This window comes from Sphingopyxis italica (assembly GCF_011926545.1).
Taxonomy (GTDB): Bacteria; Pseudomonadota; Alphaproteobacteria; order Sphingomonadales; family Sphingomonadaceae; genus Sphingopyxis; species Sphingopyxis italica.
Genome location: NZ_JAATIT010000001.1, coordinates 948469 through 963291, shown reverse-complemented (window position 1 = coordinate 963291; position 14823 = coordinate 948469). Strand labels below are relative to the sequence as shown.

The 14823-nt window shown below is 66.4% G+C and carries 15 protein-coding genes (1 of these 15 only partly in view); 10 read left to right on the top strand and 5 right to left on the bottom strand.

All coding sequences use genetic code 11. The annotated features are described in order from the left end of the window. Nucleotides 1-103: 103 nt before the first annotated feature. The 3 genes from sseA to GGR90_RS04225 all read left to right on the top strand — a co-directional run bounded on the left by sseA (nucleotide 104) and on the right by GGR90_RS04225 (nucleotide 3259). Nucleotides 104-943 carry a 3-mercaptopyruvate sulfurtransferase gene (sseA, locus tag GGR90_RS04235; protein WP_167919601.1) on the top strand — a complete coding sequence of 280 codons (840 nt, stop codon included), beginning with the start codon at nucleotides 104-106 and terminating at the stop codon, nucleotides 941-943. 172 nt (nucleotides 944-1115) lie between these two features. Continuing rightward, nucleotides 1116-2321, top strand: a complete 1206-nt coding sequence (metC, locus tag GGR90_RS04230) for a cystathionine beta-lyase (RefSeq protein ID WP_167919600.1) — start codon at nucleotides 1116-1118, stop codon at nucleotides 2319-2321. A gap of 5 nt (nucleotides 2322-2326) precedes the next feature. Beyond that, nucleotides 2327-3259, top strand: a complete 933-nt coding sequence (locus GGR90_RS04225) for a mechanosensitive ion channel family protein (protein ID WP_245198482.1) — start codon at nucleotides 2327-2329, stop codon at nucleotides 3257-3259. On the opposite strand, the gene ppa is transcribed toward GGR90_RS04225, so the two are convergent. Both ppa and GGR90_RS04215 read right to left on the bottom strand, forming a co-directional pair. Further along, on the bottom strand, nucleotides 3256-3792 hold the full coding sequence (gene ppa / locus GGR90_RS04220; protein ID WP_167919596.1) for an inorganic diphosphatase: 537 nt from the start codon (nucleotides 3790-3792) through the stop codon (nucleotides 3256-3258). The genes GGR90_RS04225 and ppa overlap by 4 nt on opposite strands. Nucleotides 3793-3926: 134 nt before the next feature. Next, nucleotides 3927-5861 carry a M61 family metallopeptidase gene (locus GGR90_RS04215; RefSeq protein ID WP_167919594.1) on the bottom strand — a complete coding sequence of 645 codons (1935 nt, stop codon included), beginning with the start codon at nucleotides 5859-5861 and terminating at the stop codon, nucleotides 3927-3929. Between the two features lie 96 nt (nucleotides 5862-5957). Between GGR90_RS04215 and hisS the strand changes: the two genes are divergently transcribed. The 6 genes from hisS to GGR90_RS04185 all read left to right on the top strand — a co-directional run bounded on the left by hisS (nucleotide 5958) and on the right by GGR90_RS04185 (nucleotide 13368). Beyond that, a complete protein-coding gene (gene hisS, locus GGR90_RS04210) occupies nucleotides 5958-7205 on the top strand; it encodes a histidine--tRNA ligase (RefSeq protein ID WP_167919592.1) in 1248 nt (415 codons plus the stop codon). Then, nucleotides 7205-8272 (top strand): peptide chain release factor 1, encoded by a 1068-nt coding sequence (prfA, locus tag GGR90_RS04205; protein ID WP_167919590.1) that lies wholly within the window; start codon nucleotides 7205-7207, stop codon nucleotides 8270-8272. The genes hisS and prfA overlap by 1 nt, the downstream gene beginning before the upstream one ends. Before the next feature lie 126 nt (nucleotides 8273-8398). Further along, nucleotides 8399-9214, top strand: a complete 816-nt coding sequence (gene prmC / locus GGR90_RS04200) for a peptide chain release factor N(5)-glutamine methyltransferase (protein WP_167920809.1) — start codon at nucleotides 8399-8401, stop codon at nucleotides 9212-9214. Nucleotides 9215-9466: 252 nt separating this feature from the next. Next, on the top strand, nucleotides 9467-10309 hold the full coding sequence (locus tag GGR90_RS04195) for a DUF4167 domain-containing protein (protein WP_342449908.1): 843 nt from the start codon (nucleotides 9467-9469) through the stop codon (nucleotides 10307-10309). A 76-nt stretch (nucleotides 10310-10385) separates the two neighbouring features. After that, on the top strand, nucleotides 10386-11798 hold the full coding sequence (locus GGR90_RS04190; protein WP_167919586.1) for a DUF4139 domain-containing protein: 1413 nt from the start codon (nucleotides 10386-10388) through the stop codon (nucleotides 11796-11798). 10 nt (nucleotides 11799-11808) lie between these two features. Beyond that, nucleotides 11809-13368 carry a DUF4139 domain-containing protein gene (locus tag GGR90_RS04185; protein ID WP_245198386.1) on the top strand — a complete coding sequence of 520 codons (1560 nt, stop codon included), beginning with the start codon at nucleotides 11809-11811 and terminating at the stop codon, nucleotides 13366-13368. On the opposite strand, the gene GGR90_RS04180 is transcribed toward GGR90_RS04185, so the two are convergent. Further along, complete coding sequence (locus GGR90_RS04180; protein ID WP_167919582.1) at nucleotides 13365-13757, bottom strand: acyl-CoA thioesterase; 393 nt, start codon at nucleotides 13755-13757, stop codon at nucleotides 13365-13367. The genes GGR90_RS04185 and GGR90_RS04180 overlap by 4 nt on opposite strands. Further along, nucleotides 13754-14056: a hypothetical protein gene (locus tag GGR90_RS04175; RefSeq protein WP_167919580.1), complete on the bottom strand. Its 303-nt coding sequence runs from the start codon at nucleotides 14054-14056 to the stop codon at nucleotides 13754-13756. Before GGR90_RS04175 ends, GGR90_RS04180 begins: the two co-directional genes overlap by 4 nt. A 125-nt stretch (nucleotides 14057-14181) precedes the next feature. Between GGR90_RS04175 and GGR90_RS04170 the strand changes: the two genes are divergently transcribed. Beyond that, nucleotides 14182-14607 (top strand): CBS domain-containing protein, encoded by a 426-nt coding sequence (locus GGR90_RS04170; protein WP_167919578.1) that lies wholly within the window; start codon nucleotides 14182-14184, stop codon nucleotides 14605-14607. On the opposite strand, the gene GGR90_RS04165 is transcribed toward GGR90_RS04170, so the two are convergent. Next, nucleotides 14592-14823, bottom strand: partial view of a lipopolysaccharide biosynthesis protein gene (locus tag GGR90_RS04165; RefSeq protein WP_167919576.1) — the end only. It continues 1301 nt past the right edge of the window; 232 of the gene's 1533 nt are visible here — the last part of the coding sequence; its start codon lies beyond the right edge, outside the window; its stop codon occupies nucleotides 14592-14594. The two genes, GGR90_RS04170 and GGR90_RS04165, sit on opposite strands and share 16 nt — an antisense overlap.

The window sequence follows — 14823 nt, the reverse complement described above, 5'->3', positions numbered from 1 at the left end:
GTGGGGGCATAGGCTTGTTGTCCCCAGGAAAATGAGCCGCAGCAGGATGGCCGGTGAGGGACAGGCAAACAAGGTTCCCGACCGGTCGTAACAGGAGCATGACATGGACGCCTTGGTCTCAACCGACTGGCTGGAACGCGAACTGGGGGCATCGGACCTGCGGGTCGTCGATGCGACGAAATTTCTGGGCGCCGATCGCGATGCGCGCGCCGAATATGAAGCGGGTCATATCCCCGGCGCGGTGTTCATGGACCTTGCCGAGCTGACCGATGCCTCGAACGCGGTCGAAAACATGGCCCCGACCGCCGAAAAATTCGCTAGCCGCATGCAATCGCTCGGGCTCGGCGACGGCAGCCGCATCGTGCTCTACGACGACAGCCCGCTGAAGAGCGCGGCGCGCGGCTGGTGGCTCCTGAAGCTGTTCGGCGCGCACGATGTCGCGCTGCTCGACGGCGGGCTCGCCAAGTGGAAGGCGGAGGGCCGCGCGCTCGAAATGGGCAAGCAGACGCTGCGCCACCGCCACTTCACCGTGTGGCGCGACGCAAAGGCGGTGCGGACCAGGGAACAGATGCTCGCGAACGTCGACAGTGGCGCCGAACAGGTCGTCGATGCGCGGCCCGCGGCACGCTTCACCGGCGAAGAGCGCGATCCGCGCCCCGGCCTCGCGCCCGGCCACATCCCCAATTCGCGCAGCCTGCCGCACGGCGAGCTGTTCAACGCCGACGGCACGTGGAAGCGCGGCGACGATCTGAAAGCGGCGTTCGACGCCGCCGGGGTCGATCTCGACCAACCGCTCGTCACCACCTGCGGCAGCGGCATGACCGCGACCGTCGTCGCCTTTGGCGCGCATCTGCTCGGCAAGGAGGATGTCGCGGTCTATGACGGCAGCTGGCTCGAATGGGGCGCCGACGCGGCGACCCCAAAGGCGACCGGCGCGGCGTAAAGCGTCCAGACGGGCTTTCTTTACCGTTTGTGCTGAGCCTGTCGAAGCACCGTTCTTCCTTCTGCGCTGCGAAGGAAAAACGGCACTTCGACAAGCTCAGTGTGAACGGATTAGTTTGCTCGACGTCGTTGCATCGCTGGATTTTGGCCTGTGCTCCGCTAACAAGGCTGCGATGAGCAAGAACGACGATTCAAACCTCCGCCCCACGACCAAGCTCGTGCAGGGCGGGCGGCGCCCCGAATGGACCGGCGACCCGCGGCTGGGGGGCGGGGTCGTCAATCCGCCGGTCTGGCGCGCCTCGACGATCCTTTACGACAATATCGCCGATCTCAAGGCACGCGGTCATGCAACGCACGACAAGCTCTACTACGGTCGGCGCGGGACGCCGACGGTGTGGGCGCTCGCCGATGCGTTGACCGGGATGGAGCCGGGCGCCGAAGGCACTTTGCTCTATCCGTCGGGGGTCGCCGCGATTTCGGCGGGGCTGCTTGCGCTGCTCTCGCCGGGCGATCATCTGCTGATGGTCGACAGCGCCTATGAGCCGACGCGGGCCTTCTGCAACTCCATGCTCGCGCGGCTCGGGATTGAAACCACCTATTACGACCCGCTCGTCGGGGCGGGAATCGCCGACCTCATCCGGCCCGAAACCCGGCTGATCTTCCTCGAATCGCCGGGCAGCCTGACCTTCGAGGTGCAGGACATCCCGGCGATCACGCAAATCGCGCGCGCGCGGGGCGTGCTGACGATGCTCGACAACACCTGGGCGACGCCCTTGCTCTTTCCCGCGCTCGTTCACGGCGTCGATGTGACGATGATGAGCCTCACCAAATATGTCGGCGGGCACAGCGACGTGATGATGGGCTCGCTCACCGCGACCAAGGCCGTGTGGCCGAAGCTGCGCAGTGCGGCCTATCAGCTCGGCCAGTCGGTCTCGCCCGACGATTGCGCGCTGATGCTGCGCGGCCTCAGGACGCTCGATGTGCGGATGCGGCGGCAGGGCGAAAATGGTCTCGCCGTCGCGAACTGGCTGGCGGGCCGTGCCGAGGTCGGCCGCGTGCTGCACCCCGCGCTGCCGGGCGATCCCGGCCATGTCATCTGGTCGCGCGACTTTGCGGGCGCCAGCGGGCTGTTCGGCTTCACGCTGAACGGCGCCGACGAGGCCGCGCGGACGCGCTTCATCGATTCGCTTGCCCATTTCGGCATCGGCTTCAGCTGGGGCGGTTATGAAAGCCTTGTCGTGCCGAGCGATCCCCAAACGATCCGCAGCGCCGTCGCATGGACCGATCCCGATCCGCTCGTCCGCCTGTCGATCGGGCTCGAGGATCCGGCCGACCTGGTCGCCGATCTCGAACGCGGCCTTGCCGCGATGCGGGGGTGATCGGAATGGATGGGCTCGCGGCCGGTATCGCCCGCACGATCGATGTGCTGAAAGCGATCGGCATCGACGTCGGCTCGTACCGGCTGTCGCTCTACAGCTTGTTTTCGACGGTCATCGTCGCGGTGCTGCTCTATATCGCGGTGCGAATCGCGATGCGCTCGACCAAATGGCTGCTTCGCCGCAATAGCCAGATCGACGCGACGCAAAGGCTTCTGGCTGAAAAGCTGATCGCGATCGCGCTCTTCGTCTTCGCGATGCTGTTCGGCATCGACCTGCTCGGCATCGACCTCACCGCGCTGGCGGTTTTCTCGGGCGCCGCGGGCCTCGCGATCGGTTTCGGATTGCAGAAGACCGTCGGCAACCTGATCGCGGGCATCATCCTGCTGATGGACCGGTCGATCAAGCCGGGCGACATCATCGTCGTCGGCGATGGCAGCGCGATGGGCGGATCGGCGTTGCCGAACGGTGTGCCCAATGTCGGGCGCGTCGCCAAGATCGGGGTGCGCGCGGTCAACGTCATCACCCGCGACGGCAAGAAGCATCTGATCCCGAACGAGCTGTTGATGACGCAGGCGGTCGAGAATTGGAGCTTCGCGAGCCCCGAGGTGCGCGTGCGGATGCGCGTGCCGGTCGGTTACGACTGCGACCTTCGGCTCGCGCAGCGGCTGATGATCGAGACCGCGAAGGAAAATCCGCGCATCCTCGCCGAACCTGAACCCGTCGTGTGGATCACCGCGTTCGGCGAACGCGCCGTCGAGCATGAGCTGCGCTACTGGATCTCGGACCCCGAGGCGGGGCTCGGTAATATCCAGGGCGAAGTGTTTTTGGGGGTCTGGGACCGCTTCAAGGAAGCGGGCATCCGCATTCCCTACCCGCGGACCGATGTCCGCATGGTCGGGGCGCCGGACGAGGACCCGGCGCCCACCGACAAGAATTAGAAACCGGTCTTTTTCGCGCGTTCGATGCACTCGACGATGATGCGCTTCGCCTCGTCGACATCGCCCCAGCCGTTGAGCTTGGCCCATTTGCCGGGTTCGAGGTCCTTATAGTGGGTGAAGAAATGCTCGATCTGCTGCAGCACGATCTCGGGCATGTCCTTATAGGTCGCGACCTTGTCGTAATAGGGAAAGGTCTTGTTGACGGGAACGCACAGCAGCTTCTCGTCGCCGCCGGCGTCGTCGACCATGTTGAGCACGCCGATCGGCCGGCACTTGACCACCGCGCCCGCGACGATCGGCGAACGCGCGACGACCAGCGCATCCAAGGGATCGCCATCCTCGCCCAGCGTGTGCGGGACGAAGCCGTAATTGGCGGGATAGCGCATCGGGGTGTGGAGAAAGCGGTCGACGAACAGCGCCCCCGACGCCTTGTCGAACTCGTATTTCACCGGCTCGCCGCCGATCGGCACTTCGATCAGGACGTTGAGGCTGTCGGGCGGGCTGTCGCCGGCGGGAATCAGGTCGATGCGCATGGGAGAAATCAGTCCTTTGTTTTTTTGATTCGGGCGCCCCTTAGCCGTTCGCATCGCGCAAAGTCGAGACGCGCCGATGCCGCCCGGCGACGACCGGTGCCTCTCTACGCTCGAAACGAACGGCTGCGGCGCGTTTAAAGCGCCCGCCGCGGCGCCAATAGCCGATCGAACCAGTCGGGGCCACTCGCGCTTTTTTCGAGGTGCGGCCAGCGCAGCCCGCCGTGATAGCCGATCGCAATGTTGCGATAGCGTCCGCCGCGCTCGACGAGCAGCCGCACCGGCGTCTTGCCGTCGGTCGCGGCCTGCACGGCGGCCTCGATCCGCTCGCGGCTGTAGGCGAGTCCGTCGACCGCGACGATCTTCGTGCCGTTGACGATGTCGGCCTTGAACGCCGGGCCGTTCCACAGGATGCCGGTCGCGACGCCATCCTTGTCGATCGTCATCCCCAGCGAATGGGTCAGATCGGCGTTCTTGGCCTGCGCCATGCGATCGCGGTCGAAGACGTTCGGCGTGGCGCGCCATACGAGCCGGTAGCCCGCGCGCTCGATCCCGCCGGTGGGGGCGGGGCGCCCGCTCGTCCGCATCCGCTCGCGGAGGAAAGTCGCCCAGTCATAAGGATGAACCGCGTTCAGCGCGGCGACGACATCGTCGAAATTATAGGTGTCCTGCCCCCAATCGCCCTCGCGCCCGCCGAAGAAGGCGCGCGCGAAATCGTCGAGGCTCCGGGAATTGTTCGTCGCGCCGCGAATCAGCATGTCGGCCTCGAGCCACATCAGCGAGCCTTCGTTGTAATAATCCTCGCCGCGCGACCAGCTCGAAAAGGGCTTGGGCTTGCGCGCGGCGATCACCGGGTCGAGCGTGGTGTCCTCGACCGAGCGCCACTCGCGCCCCGGCTGGACGCTGTAATAGCCGGCGTGGGTCGCCCATTCGGCGAGCACCATCTCCTTCGACTGCATCCCCGACCGCGCGGCGAGCACGAGGTCCCAGAAGCTCGTCTGCCCTTCATAGACCCAGAGCAGATTGCCCTGCATCGGCGTGCGATAATCGGGGGTCCACAGCTTGTCGGGACGGCGGTATTTGCCGTTCCAGCTGTGCGTCAGCTCGTGCGGGAGCAGCCCGCGCTCGCTGTCATTATCGTTCCATTTGGTGAAATAGTCGGGGTTGCGGCTGTTCTCGCTCGAACGATGATGTTCGAGCCCGATCCCGCCGAGTTCGTCGCTGAGCGCGAGCAGAAATTCATAGCGGTCGAAATGGCGGACGCCGAACAGCGCGACGGCTTCGGACACCAGCGCGGCGTGGCGCGCGATATGGTCGGGGCTCGCCTCCAGATATTTCGCCTCGTCGGCGACGACGTTCAGCGTCACCTTGTTGCGGAGGTCCCATTTGCGGAAATATTTCCCCGCGAACATCGGGCTGTCGACGAGCACTTCATAATTGGTCGGCGCGAAGCTGTAGCGATTGCCCGAGACCGTGAGCCCGTCGAGCGCCGCCGCGCCCGTCCAGCCGTCGGGCAGCGTCACGTCGAGCTGCACCGGAATATTCCGGGTGAAATAGCCCGCGGGATAGAGGCTGACCTGTTCCCATTGCAGGTTCATCATCGCCGGCGTGACGACGACGCGGCCCTCGCTCGTCCGGGTCGGCGACAGGAAGTCGAAGCTGACGTCGATGCTCTTCGCGCCCGCCGGCACATCGATATCGAACGCGTAGACGTCGGTCGGCTGGCGCGTCCACACGAGCGGCTGACCGCCTGCTGACGCCTTGAATCCGGCCATCTCGGCGATCGCGCCGCGCGGCGCATGCTTGCCGGGCAGCCATTCGGGATAGAGCAGGGTGAATTTGCCGCCCTTCGCCACCGGGATCGTCTGGCGGACATGGAAGATGCCGCGCGCCACATCGGTCGCATCGACCTTGAGCTGCATCGTCCCCGGATAGGGCTTGTCGGCGGGCAGCGGGATGGTCAGCGGCTGGACGACCGGCTGGGGGCGGCTGCCCGCTTCCTGAGCGTGGATGGGGGAAAAGGCGAGGGGCGCGGCGATGACGGCCGCTGCGACGAACAGTGCTTTTTTCATGGGGAGTGTCTCTGCCGCCAAATGTCGCGCAGGTCCAGCGGCGGCTTACGCAAGCGCGCTTTGCCTTTCGACGAAAAACCATTAGACGCCGCCGCCATGAGCAAGGACAAATCCGCCAAAATCCCGACCCCGCAGGCCGTGCGCGGCACGCAGGACATGCTCGGCGATTTCGCCGACCGCTTCGCGCATGTGGTCGACACCTTCGAACGCGTGCGCCGCCTTTATGGTTACAAGCGCATCGAGGTGCCGGTGATCGAGCCGACCGCGGTGTTCGCGCGTTCGCTCGGCGAAACCACCGACGTCGTGTCGAAGGAAATGTATAGTTTCGAGGACCGCGGCGGCGAGTCGATCACGCTGCGCCCCGAATTCACCGCGGGCATTGCGCGCGCCTATGTCACCAACGGCTGGCAGCAGTTCGCGCCGCTTAAAGTGGCGACGCACGGCCCGCTGTTTCGCTACGAGCGCCCGCAAAAGGGGCGCTATCGCCAGTTTCACCAGCTCGACGCCGAAGTGATCGGCAGCGACAGCCCGCTGGCGGACGCCGAGTTGCTGGTGTTCGCCGATCAACTGCTCAAGGAGCTAGGCATATCGGAAGGCGTGACGCTGACGCTCAACACGCTCGGCGATGCGGCGAGCCGCGATGCCTGGCGTGCGGCGCTGGTCGAGCATTTCGAGGCGCATCGCGGGAACTTGAGCGAAGACAGCCTCGCGCGGCTCGACAAGAACCCGCTCCGCATCCTCGACAGCAAGGATCCGAAGGACCGCCCGATCGCCGACAGCGCGCCCGACATCGATGCGTATCTGACCAGCGAAGCGCAGGATTTCTTCGGCGCGGTGACGGCCGGGCTCGACGCCGCGGGGGTCGCATGGGAGCGCAACGCGCGGCTCGTGCGCGGGCTCGACTATTATCGCCACACCGCGTTCGAATTCGTCACCGACCGGCTCGGCGCGCAGGGCACCGTGCTCGGCGGCGGGCGCTACGACGGGCTGATCGAGAATCTCGGTGGCCCGCCGACTGCGGCGGTCGGCTGGGCAGCCGGGATTGAGCGGCTGGCGATGTTGCTCGCCGACGACGTCATCGATACCCGGCTCGACTTTGTGATTGCTGTTGAGGACGATGGCCGCCTGATGTTCGCGATGAATGCGCTGGCCGCACTTCGCAATAAAGGCTTTGCAACTGAAATCGTGGCGACGGGTTCGCCCCGCAAACGTTTCGACAAGGCAGGCAAGATTCCCGCGCGCGCCCTGATTTCGATCGGAACGCGCGATAGCGAGCCCTACGTCAATATCCGGGGCGACGATAAGCTGACAATATCGGGCAGCGCCATCATCAGCGCACTTTGATGACCTCCGTTTCCGACCGCCAGATCGACGCCATCATCGAGCGCCACGCCGCGCTGCAGGCGCGCATGGCGACGGGCGATATGGCGCCCGCCGATTTCGTCGCGGCGTCGAAGGAGTTCGCCGAGCTCGAACCCGTCGCGCGAGCCGCCGCCGAGGTGACGCGGCTGCGCGGTGAGCTTGTTTCGCTGAACGAAATGCTCGCCGATCCCGAGATGAAAGCGATGGCGGCCGAGGAAATCGCCGCGATCGAGACGGAGCTGCCCGCCGCCGAACATGATCTCGCGATCAAGCTGCTCCCCAAGGACGTCGCCGACGAGCGCGCCGCGATGCTCGAAATCCGCGCCGGCACCGGCGGCGACGAGGCGGCTTTGTTCGCCGGCGACCTGCTCCGCATGTACAGCCGCTATGCCGACGGACAGGGCTGGAAGGTCGAGGTCATCTCGGCGAACGAGACCGAGGTCGGCGGCTATAAGGAAGTCGTCGCGTCGGTGACGGGGCAGGGCGTGTTCGCCAAATTGAAATTCGAAAGCGGCGTCCACCGCGTCCAGCGCGTCCCCGCGACCGAAAGCCAGGGCCGCATCCACACCAGCGCCGCGACCGTCGCGGTGCTGCCCGAGGCCGAGGAGGTCGACGTCGCGATCAACGACAGCGACCTCAAGATCGACATCTACCGCGCTTCGGGCGCGGGCGGGCAGCACGTCAACACGACCGATTCGGCGATCCGCATCACGCACATCCCGACGGGGCTCGTCGTGATCCAGCAGGACCAGCGCAGCCAGCACAAGAATCGCGCCAAGGCGATGCAGGTGCTGCGCGCGCGGCTCTACGACCTCGAGCGCGAGAAGATCCACAGCGCCGAGGCGTCGGCGCGCAAGTCGATGGTCGGGTCGGGCGACCGCTCCGAACGCATCCGCACCTATAATTTCCCGCAAGGGCGCGTGACCGACCACCGCATCAACCTGACGCTCCACCGCCTGCCCGAGATATTGGAAGGGCAGATGGACGAGTTGATCGACGCGCTGATCGCCGAGGATCAGGCGCAGCGGTTGGCGGGGCTGGGTGACTGAGCCCGGACGCCCGCGCTTATCCCAATCCGTTCGCATCGAGCGAAGTCGAGATGCCGCTCGGCTTGGCGTGATTGCGATGGGCGTCTCGACTTCGCTCGACACGAACGGAATTCGGGCGTGAGTGGCATGGGCACCGTGCTGCGCGGCGCGGCGCAGCGCCTGGCGGCGGTCTCGGATACACCGCGGCTCGATGCCGAATTGCTGATGGCGCATGCGCTGGGCGTCGATCGGCAGGCACTGCTGCTCGACCCGTCGCGCTATGCCGTGCCCGCCGATTTCGACGCGCTGCTCGCCCGCCGCATGAACCATGAGCCGGTCGCCTATATTCTCGGGTATCGTGATTTCTGGACGATCCGGCTGGCGGTCGGCCCCGGCACGTTGATCCCGCGCCCCGATAGCGAGACGCTGATGGAGGCAGCGGTGGCGCACTTCGGCGAAGCGGGACCAAGGAATATTCTCGACCTCGGCACCGGACCCGGCACGCTGCTTTATGCGGCAATGAGCGAATGGCCTGACGCGCAGGGGCTCGGCGTCGACAGCAGCGAAACGGCGCTCGGCTATGCGCGCGCCAATGCGGCCGCGCTTGAATTGTCCGATCGTGTCGAACTGCAATGGGGTGACTGGGCGGAGCAGGTCACCGGCCCATTCGACCTCATTCTCTGCAACCCGCCCTATATCGCGGATAGCGAACAACTGATGCCTGACGTCGCCGATCACGAGCCCGCAGGCGCGCTGTTCGCGGGCCCCGACGGCCTCGACGATTATCGCCGGATCATCCCCGATTTGCCGCGCATTCTCGCGCCCGGCGGCGTCGCGATCCTTGAAATCGGGCACACACAACATATCTCGGTAGGTGAGCTCGCCGAAGCAGCGGGATTCAAGGTCGCTTGCAGACAGGATCTCGGCGGCCGCGACAGGGCGCTTTTGCTGACCCGCGCCTGACACCCGCACAGAATTCGCTTGGTTTCCGCCGCAAAGCGCGGTAGGGGCGGCTTACAGACCCGGCACGGGTACCTTGATTGGTCCGGCTGGTCTGTTTCCCACTTACGATGCTGGTGCGGGGTCCTGGGGCCCGGCGCAAGCGGTAAAGGGCAAGAACCGCGCATGGCGCGGGCGCGACGCGCAATTGGCGCGATCGGCCAAAAGGGGTTGGCGTAGCTTATTAGCTTATTCGACAGGATGTCTCAGTTGAACATGAACAACCGGCAGAGCGGTCGCCGTCGCGGCCGCAACAACAACAGCAACAACAATAACAACCGGTCGCAATCGGGCGGTCGCGGAGGCGTCGATCAGGCGAACCGCATCGACAGCCGGGCGCGCGGCAACGGCGCCCAGATGATCGAAAAATATCGCAACCTCGCGCGCGACGCGCAGCTTGCGGGCGACCGGGTCCAGACCGAATATTATCTGCAGTTCGCCGACCATTATTTCCGCGTCGTGAGCGACTTCCGCGCCCGGCAGGAAGAAAAGGCCGCCGCGAACGGACAGGAACGCAGCGCCGATCGCAGCCGCGAGATTCGCGGCGTCGAGGATTTCGACGGCCATGACGATACCGACGGCGATATCGACAGCGACGACGGCGACAATGGCGACGAGCGGAACGACCGCAATGACCGTAGCGACCGTGGCCAGCGCGACAATCGCGGCAACCGCGAACCGCGCGGCGATCGCGACGACGACAGTCGCGGCAGCCGCCCGCCATCGCGCGGACGGACCGCGCGCAATCGCGACGAGGATGAAGGCCGCGACGAGCGGAGCGATCGCGGCGAAGCGCCGGCGCGCGACGAAGCCGCCGAGCAGGAACCCGCACCGCGCCCGGCGCGCCGCCCCGCGCGCCGCGCGCGTCCGGACGACGTCGTCGGCAAGGACGCCGACAAGGACCGGGCCGGGATCGACACCGCGGTGCTGCCGCCGGCGATCGGACGCCCCGAACGCGCCGCCGAGGGCGAAGCAGCCGACGAGGCGCCCGCCGCCAAGCCGCGCCGCACCCGCCGCACGCTCGCGGCGCGGGGCAGCGACGTCGAGGCGGCCGAATAGACCCGCGATTTCGCGCTAGAATTTGGATGCGACTTACCATAGCCTCTCCGCGGAATATTCGCGGGGAGGCTTTTTTATGCGCGTGTCGGCAATGCTTTGCGTTCCGTTGGTCCTGGCGGCGCTGCCCGCGGCGGCGCAGGATCCCACAAGGGGCAATGCGCAGGGTGAGCTTGCCGTCACCATCTATAACGGCGGGCAATCGCTGGTACAGGACATCCGCCAGATCGCGTTCCCCGCCGGCCGGACGCGGCAGGAGTTTCCCGACGTGTCGGCGCAGATCCGGCCGCAGACGGTCTCCTTCGCCGCGGCGAACACCGCGATCGTCGAACAGAATTTCGATTATGACCTCTTGTCGCCCAACGCGCTGATGCAAAAGGCGGTGGGGGAAACGGTGACGCTGCTGCGCACCAACCCCGCCACCGGCGCCGAAACGCGCGAACGCGCCAAGATACTCGCGGTCAACGGCGGCGTCGTGCTCCAGATCGGCCCGCGAATCGAGATATTGCGCGACGACGGGATGCCGGTGCGCGTGATCTTTGACAAGATTCCGCCGAACCTGCGCGCCAAGCCGACGTTGTCTATCACCGTCGACAGCGACCGGGCGGGGACGCGGCCCGCCACGCTCTCTTACCTCACCAACGGGCTCGGCTGGGCGGCCGACTATGTCTCGCTCTACGACGAAAAGGCGGGAACGATCGACGTCCAGGGCTGGGTGACGCTCTCCAACAACACCGGCACGACCTTCGCCGATGCGAAAACGCTGCTCGTCGCGGGGACGCCGTCGGCCGGCGGCGCGACGTCGCGGTCCTATCGCCCGCGCCCGCAGCCTCCGGGCGATCTGCGCCGTGCGGGCACCGAAACCGCGCCGCGCGAGCAGCTCGGCGACTATTATCTCTATCCGCTCGCCGAGCGCACGACGATCGCCAATGCGCAGACCAAGCAGGTGAGCTTCCTCGACGTCAGCGGGGTGCCGGCGCAGAAGATCTATGAATTCACCGTCGGCGGATTCAACACGATGACCGAGCCCGCCAGCGCGGCGAGCGTGATCAAGTTCAACACGAGCGCGAAGGGGGGCGGCCTCGGCGACGCGTTGCCCGCGGGAACGGTGCGCTTCTATCAGCGCGATCTGCGCGGCGATCCGCAGTTCATCGGCGAAAACAGCATCGGCCACACTCCGATGGGCAGCGAGCTAGGCCTCGCGACCGGCCTCGCTTTCGACGTCAAGGTGCAGGCGACGGTCGTGAAGCGCGAGCGCATTTCGGACCGTCGCTGGCGGACGCAGATGTCCTATCTGCTCACCAATGCGCGGTCGAATCCGGTGACGCTCGACCTCGTTCAGCGCGGGCTCGACTGGTATTGGGACGACACGCGTATCATCGAGGAAAGCCGGAAGAGCGAGCGGCTCGACAGCGACGGCACGCGCTGGCGGATCGAAGTGCCCGCCAATGGCGAAGCGACGATCACCGCCACTTTCGAAACGCGCACCTGATTCGCGGGGCATGATGCGCCGCTGGCCGCTCCTGCTGTCGATGCTCGCCGCAACCCCGGCGGCGGCGCAACCGGTCGTGACCTCGCTCGCGCCCGACAAAGTGTCGGTTAGCGTCTTTCGCGACCCCGGCCGCGACGAGGGCGGCGAGATTTCGCCGAATTGGCTGGAAGGTTTCGCGCTGATCTCCGAAACGCGGACGGTCGACCTTCCCGCCGGCGAGGCGACGGTGCGATTCGAAGGCGTCGCCGAGGGGATGATCGCGGTGTCGGCGATCGTCACCGGCCTGCCGGGCGGCGTGGTGCAGAAGAATCGCGACGCGGCGCTGCTGTCGCCCGCCAGCCTGCTCGACGGTTCGCTCGGCAACCGCGTCCATATCCGCCGCACCGACGGCGCGACGGGCAAGGTCACCGAAGAGGAAGCGATCATTCGCTCGGGCCCGGCGGGGGCGGTCGTGCTGCAAACATCGGCGGGCTATGAAGCCTTGCGCTGCACCGGCCTTCCCGAAACGATCCTCTACGGCGGCGTGCCGGCGGGGCTGACCGCGAAGCCGACGCTGTCGGTGACGACGCGCAGCCCGGCGGCGCAGCGCGCCACGGTCACGCTGACCTATCTATCGACCGGTTTCGACTGGGCGAGCAATTATGTCGCGCGCGTGCGCGAGGACGGGAAGACGCTCGACCTCTTCGCCTGGCTGACGGTCGCCAACAGCAATGGCGAGAGCTTTGCCGACGCCGGGCTCGCGGCGATCGCGGGGACGCTGAGCAAGGTCAGCGATTTCGAGGAGCTGGCCGAACGCCCCCGCACGCCGCCGCTGCATCTGCGCTGCTTTCCGACCGGCAGCGGGCGCTATGGTGCTCCGCCGCCGCCCCCGCCGCCGCCCGCGCCGCCGCCACCGGCGATGGAATCCAGCATGGACAGCATCGTCGTCACCGGATCGCGGTTGCAGCGCGCAGCGATGATGTCGCCGGTCGCGGTCGTCGCCAGCCAGGAGGATCTGGGCGACCTCAAACTCTATCGCGTGCCCATTCCGGTCACCGTCGCCGCGAACGGGCAGAAACAGGTCGCGTTGCTCGTCAAGGACCGCGTACCGTTCCGCACCATCTACCGCCTGCGCCTTTATCCGGGCGACGAGGGGAAGGCGATGGAGCCCGAAATCCTGCTGCGAATGCAGAACAAGGAGGCCGAAGGGCTGGGCATTCCGCTGCCGAGCGGGCAGGCGGCGGTGTTCGAACCCGTCGGCGGCCACGAAATGCTTGTCGGCGAGGGAGCGATGCGCGACCATGCGGTCGGCGAGAAGGTCGACCTCGTCATCGGCGAGAGCAGCCAGGTGCGAATCGACGTCGAAAACCATGTCCCGCCGAAGAATCGCCAGCACGCCTATCGCATCACCGTAACCAACGCGAACCCGCATCCGGCCGATGTGGAACTCGGCTTCGAGGTCGATGACAGCGACAGCCTCGATTCGCGCATCCGCAAGCTTCCGCGCCGCGATGGCTTGCTCACCTGGGCCGTCCGCGTGCCCGCAAACGGCAGCAAGACGTTCCACTATCGCGTGAAGGCGGAAGATTAGACCGGCGGCAGCGCGCGCGGGCGATGATTCTCGTCGAGCGCGACGAAGGTGAACAGCCCCTCGGTGACGCGCTCCTGGGTCCGTCCGCCGTCGCGCGTCGCGACCACTTCGATTCTTATGCCCATCGAGGTGCGCCCGCGCCGCTCGAGATGCGCATAGACCGAGATGATGTCGCGGAGCAGGATCGGCGCGATGAACTCCATCGTCTCGATCGCAACCGTCGCGACCGCGCCCTGCGCCTCGCGCCCCGCGACGATGCCGCCCGCGATGTCCATCTGGCTCAGCACCCAGCCGCCGAAGATATGCCCGTTGGCGTTGATGTCGGCGGGGCGGGGGACGACGCGCAAGATCGGGTCGCGGGGGCAGTCGGGGGGAGTCGTTTGGGTCATGGCTTCAAATCCGGGTCATCTTCAAAAGGGTCTTCGATCGATTCGTCGTGGCCGCTGCCGCTCGACAGGAAGACGAGCCCCATCAGCGCCGCTCCGAGCATCACCGACAGTCCGACGCCCGCCGCGGTCGCGACGATCATATGGATCGTCAGCGCCTCGCCCATCGTGAAGCGCAGCCAGCCGAGCGCGCCGACGACGGCGAGCAGCGACACCAGCGCCATGCCCTTCATCAGCCGGCGATAGCGCGCCCAGGCGACGTTCGATGTGTCGCGGTTGTCGAGCGGTGAGCGTTTGACCATGCGTGCCTCCATGAACCAAGCCGCCGCCGCGGCCAAGCGTCATCGCGGCGGGTGGGACGTTTCGTCCCACACGCGAATCATGATAGGCTCGCTCGGCAACAGAACCAAATATGGGAGCGGCGGCTATGACGATCGGAGCGATTCTTCGTGAACGGACCGGGGCGGTGATCTCGGCGCGGCCGAACGATGCGGTCCGCGCCGTGGTCGATCTGCTGGCGCAGAACCGGATCGGCGCGGTGCCCGTCCTTGAGGGCGATGCGGTGGTCGGCATCTTTTCCGAACGCGACATCGTCCGCCTCCTGTCTTCCTACGGCCCCGACGCGCTCGACCGCAGCATCGACGAGGTGATGACCAAATCGCCGGTGACCTGCGACGCGAACATGGCGGTGATCGGCGCGCTGTCGCAGATGACGCAAAAGCGCATTCGTCACCTCCCCGTGGTCGATGGCAGCCGACTCGTCGGCTTCGTGTCGATCGGCGACCTGGTCAAATATCGGATCGACCGGATCGAGGCCGAAGCCGCGGCGATGCGCGACTATATCGCGTCCTGAACCGGCGCCTCGGCGGCCGGCGCCTGGCGGCGGCGCACGAGGCGGATCACTTCGAGGAGCGTGTCGCGCTCGAGCAGCCAGAGCAGTGCGCCATATAATATGCCTCCCAAGGCGACGAGCAGCGCCAGCTGCACCGGCGGGGCCAGGCCAAGCGACTCGAGCGCCTGATCCGCAAAACCGACGCCGATCGCCATCACCAGCGCGGGCGCGAGCCCG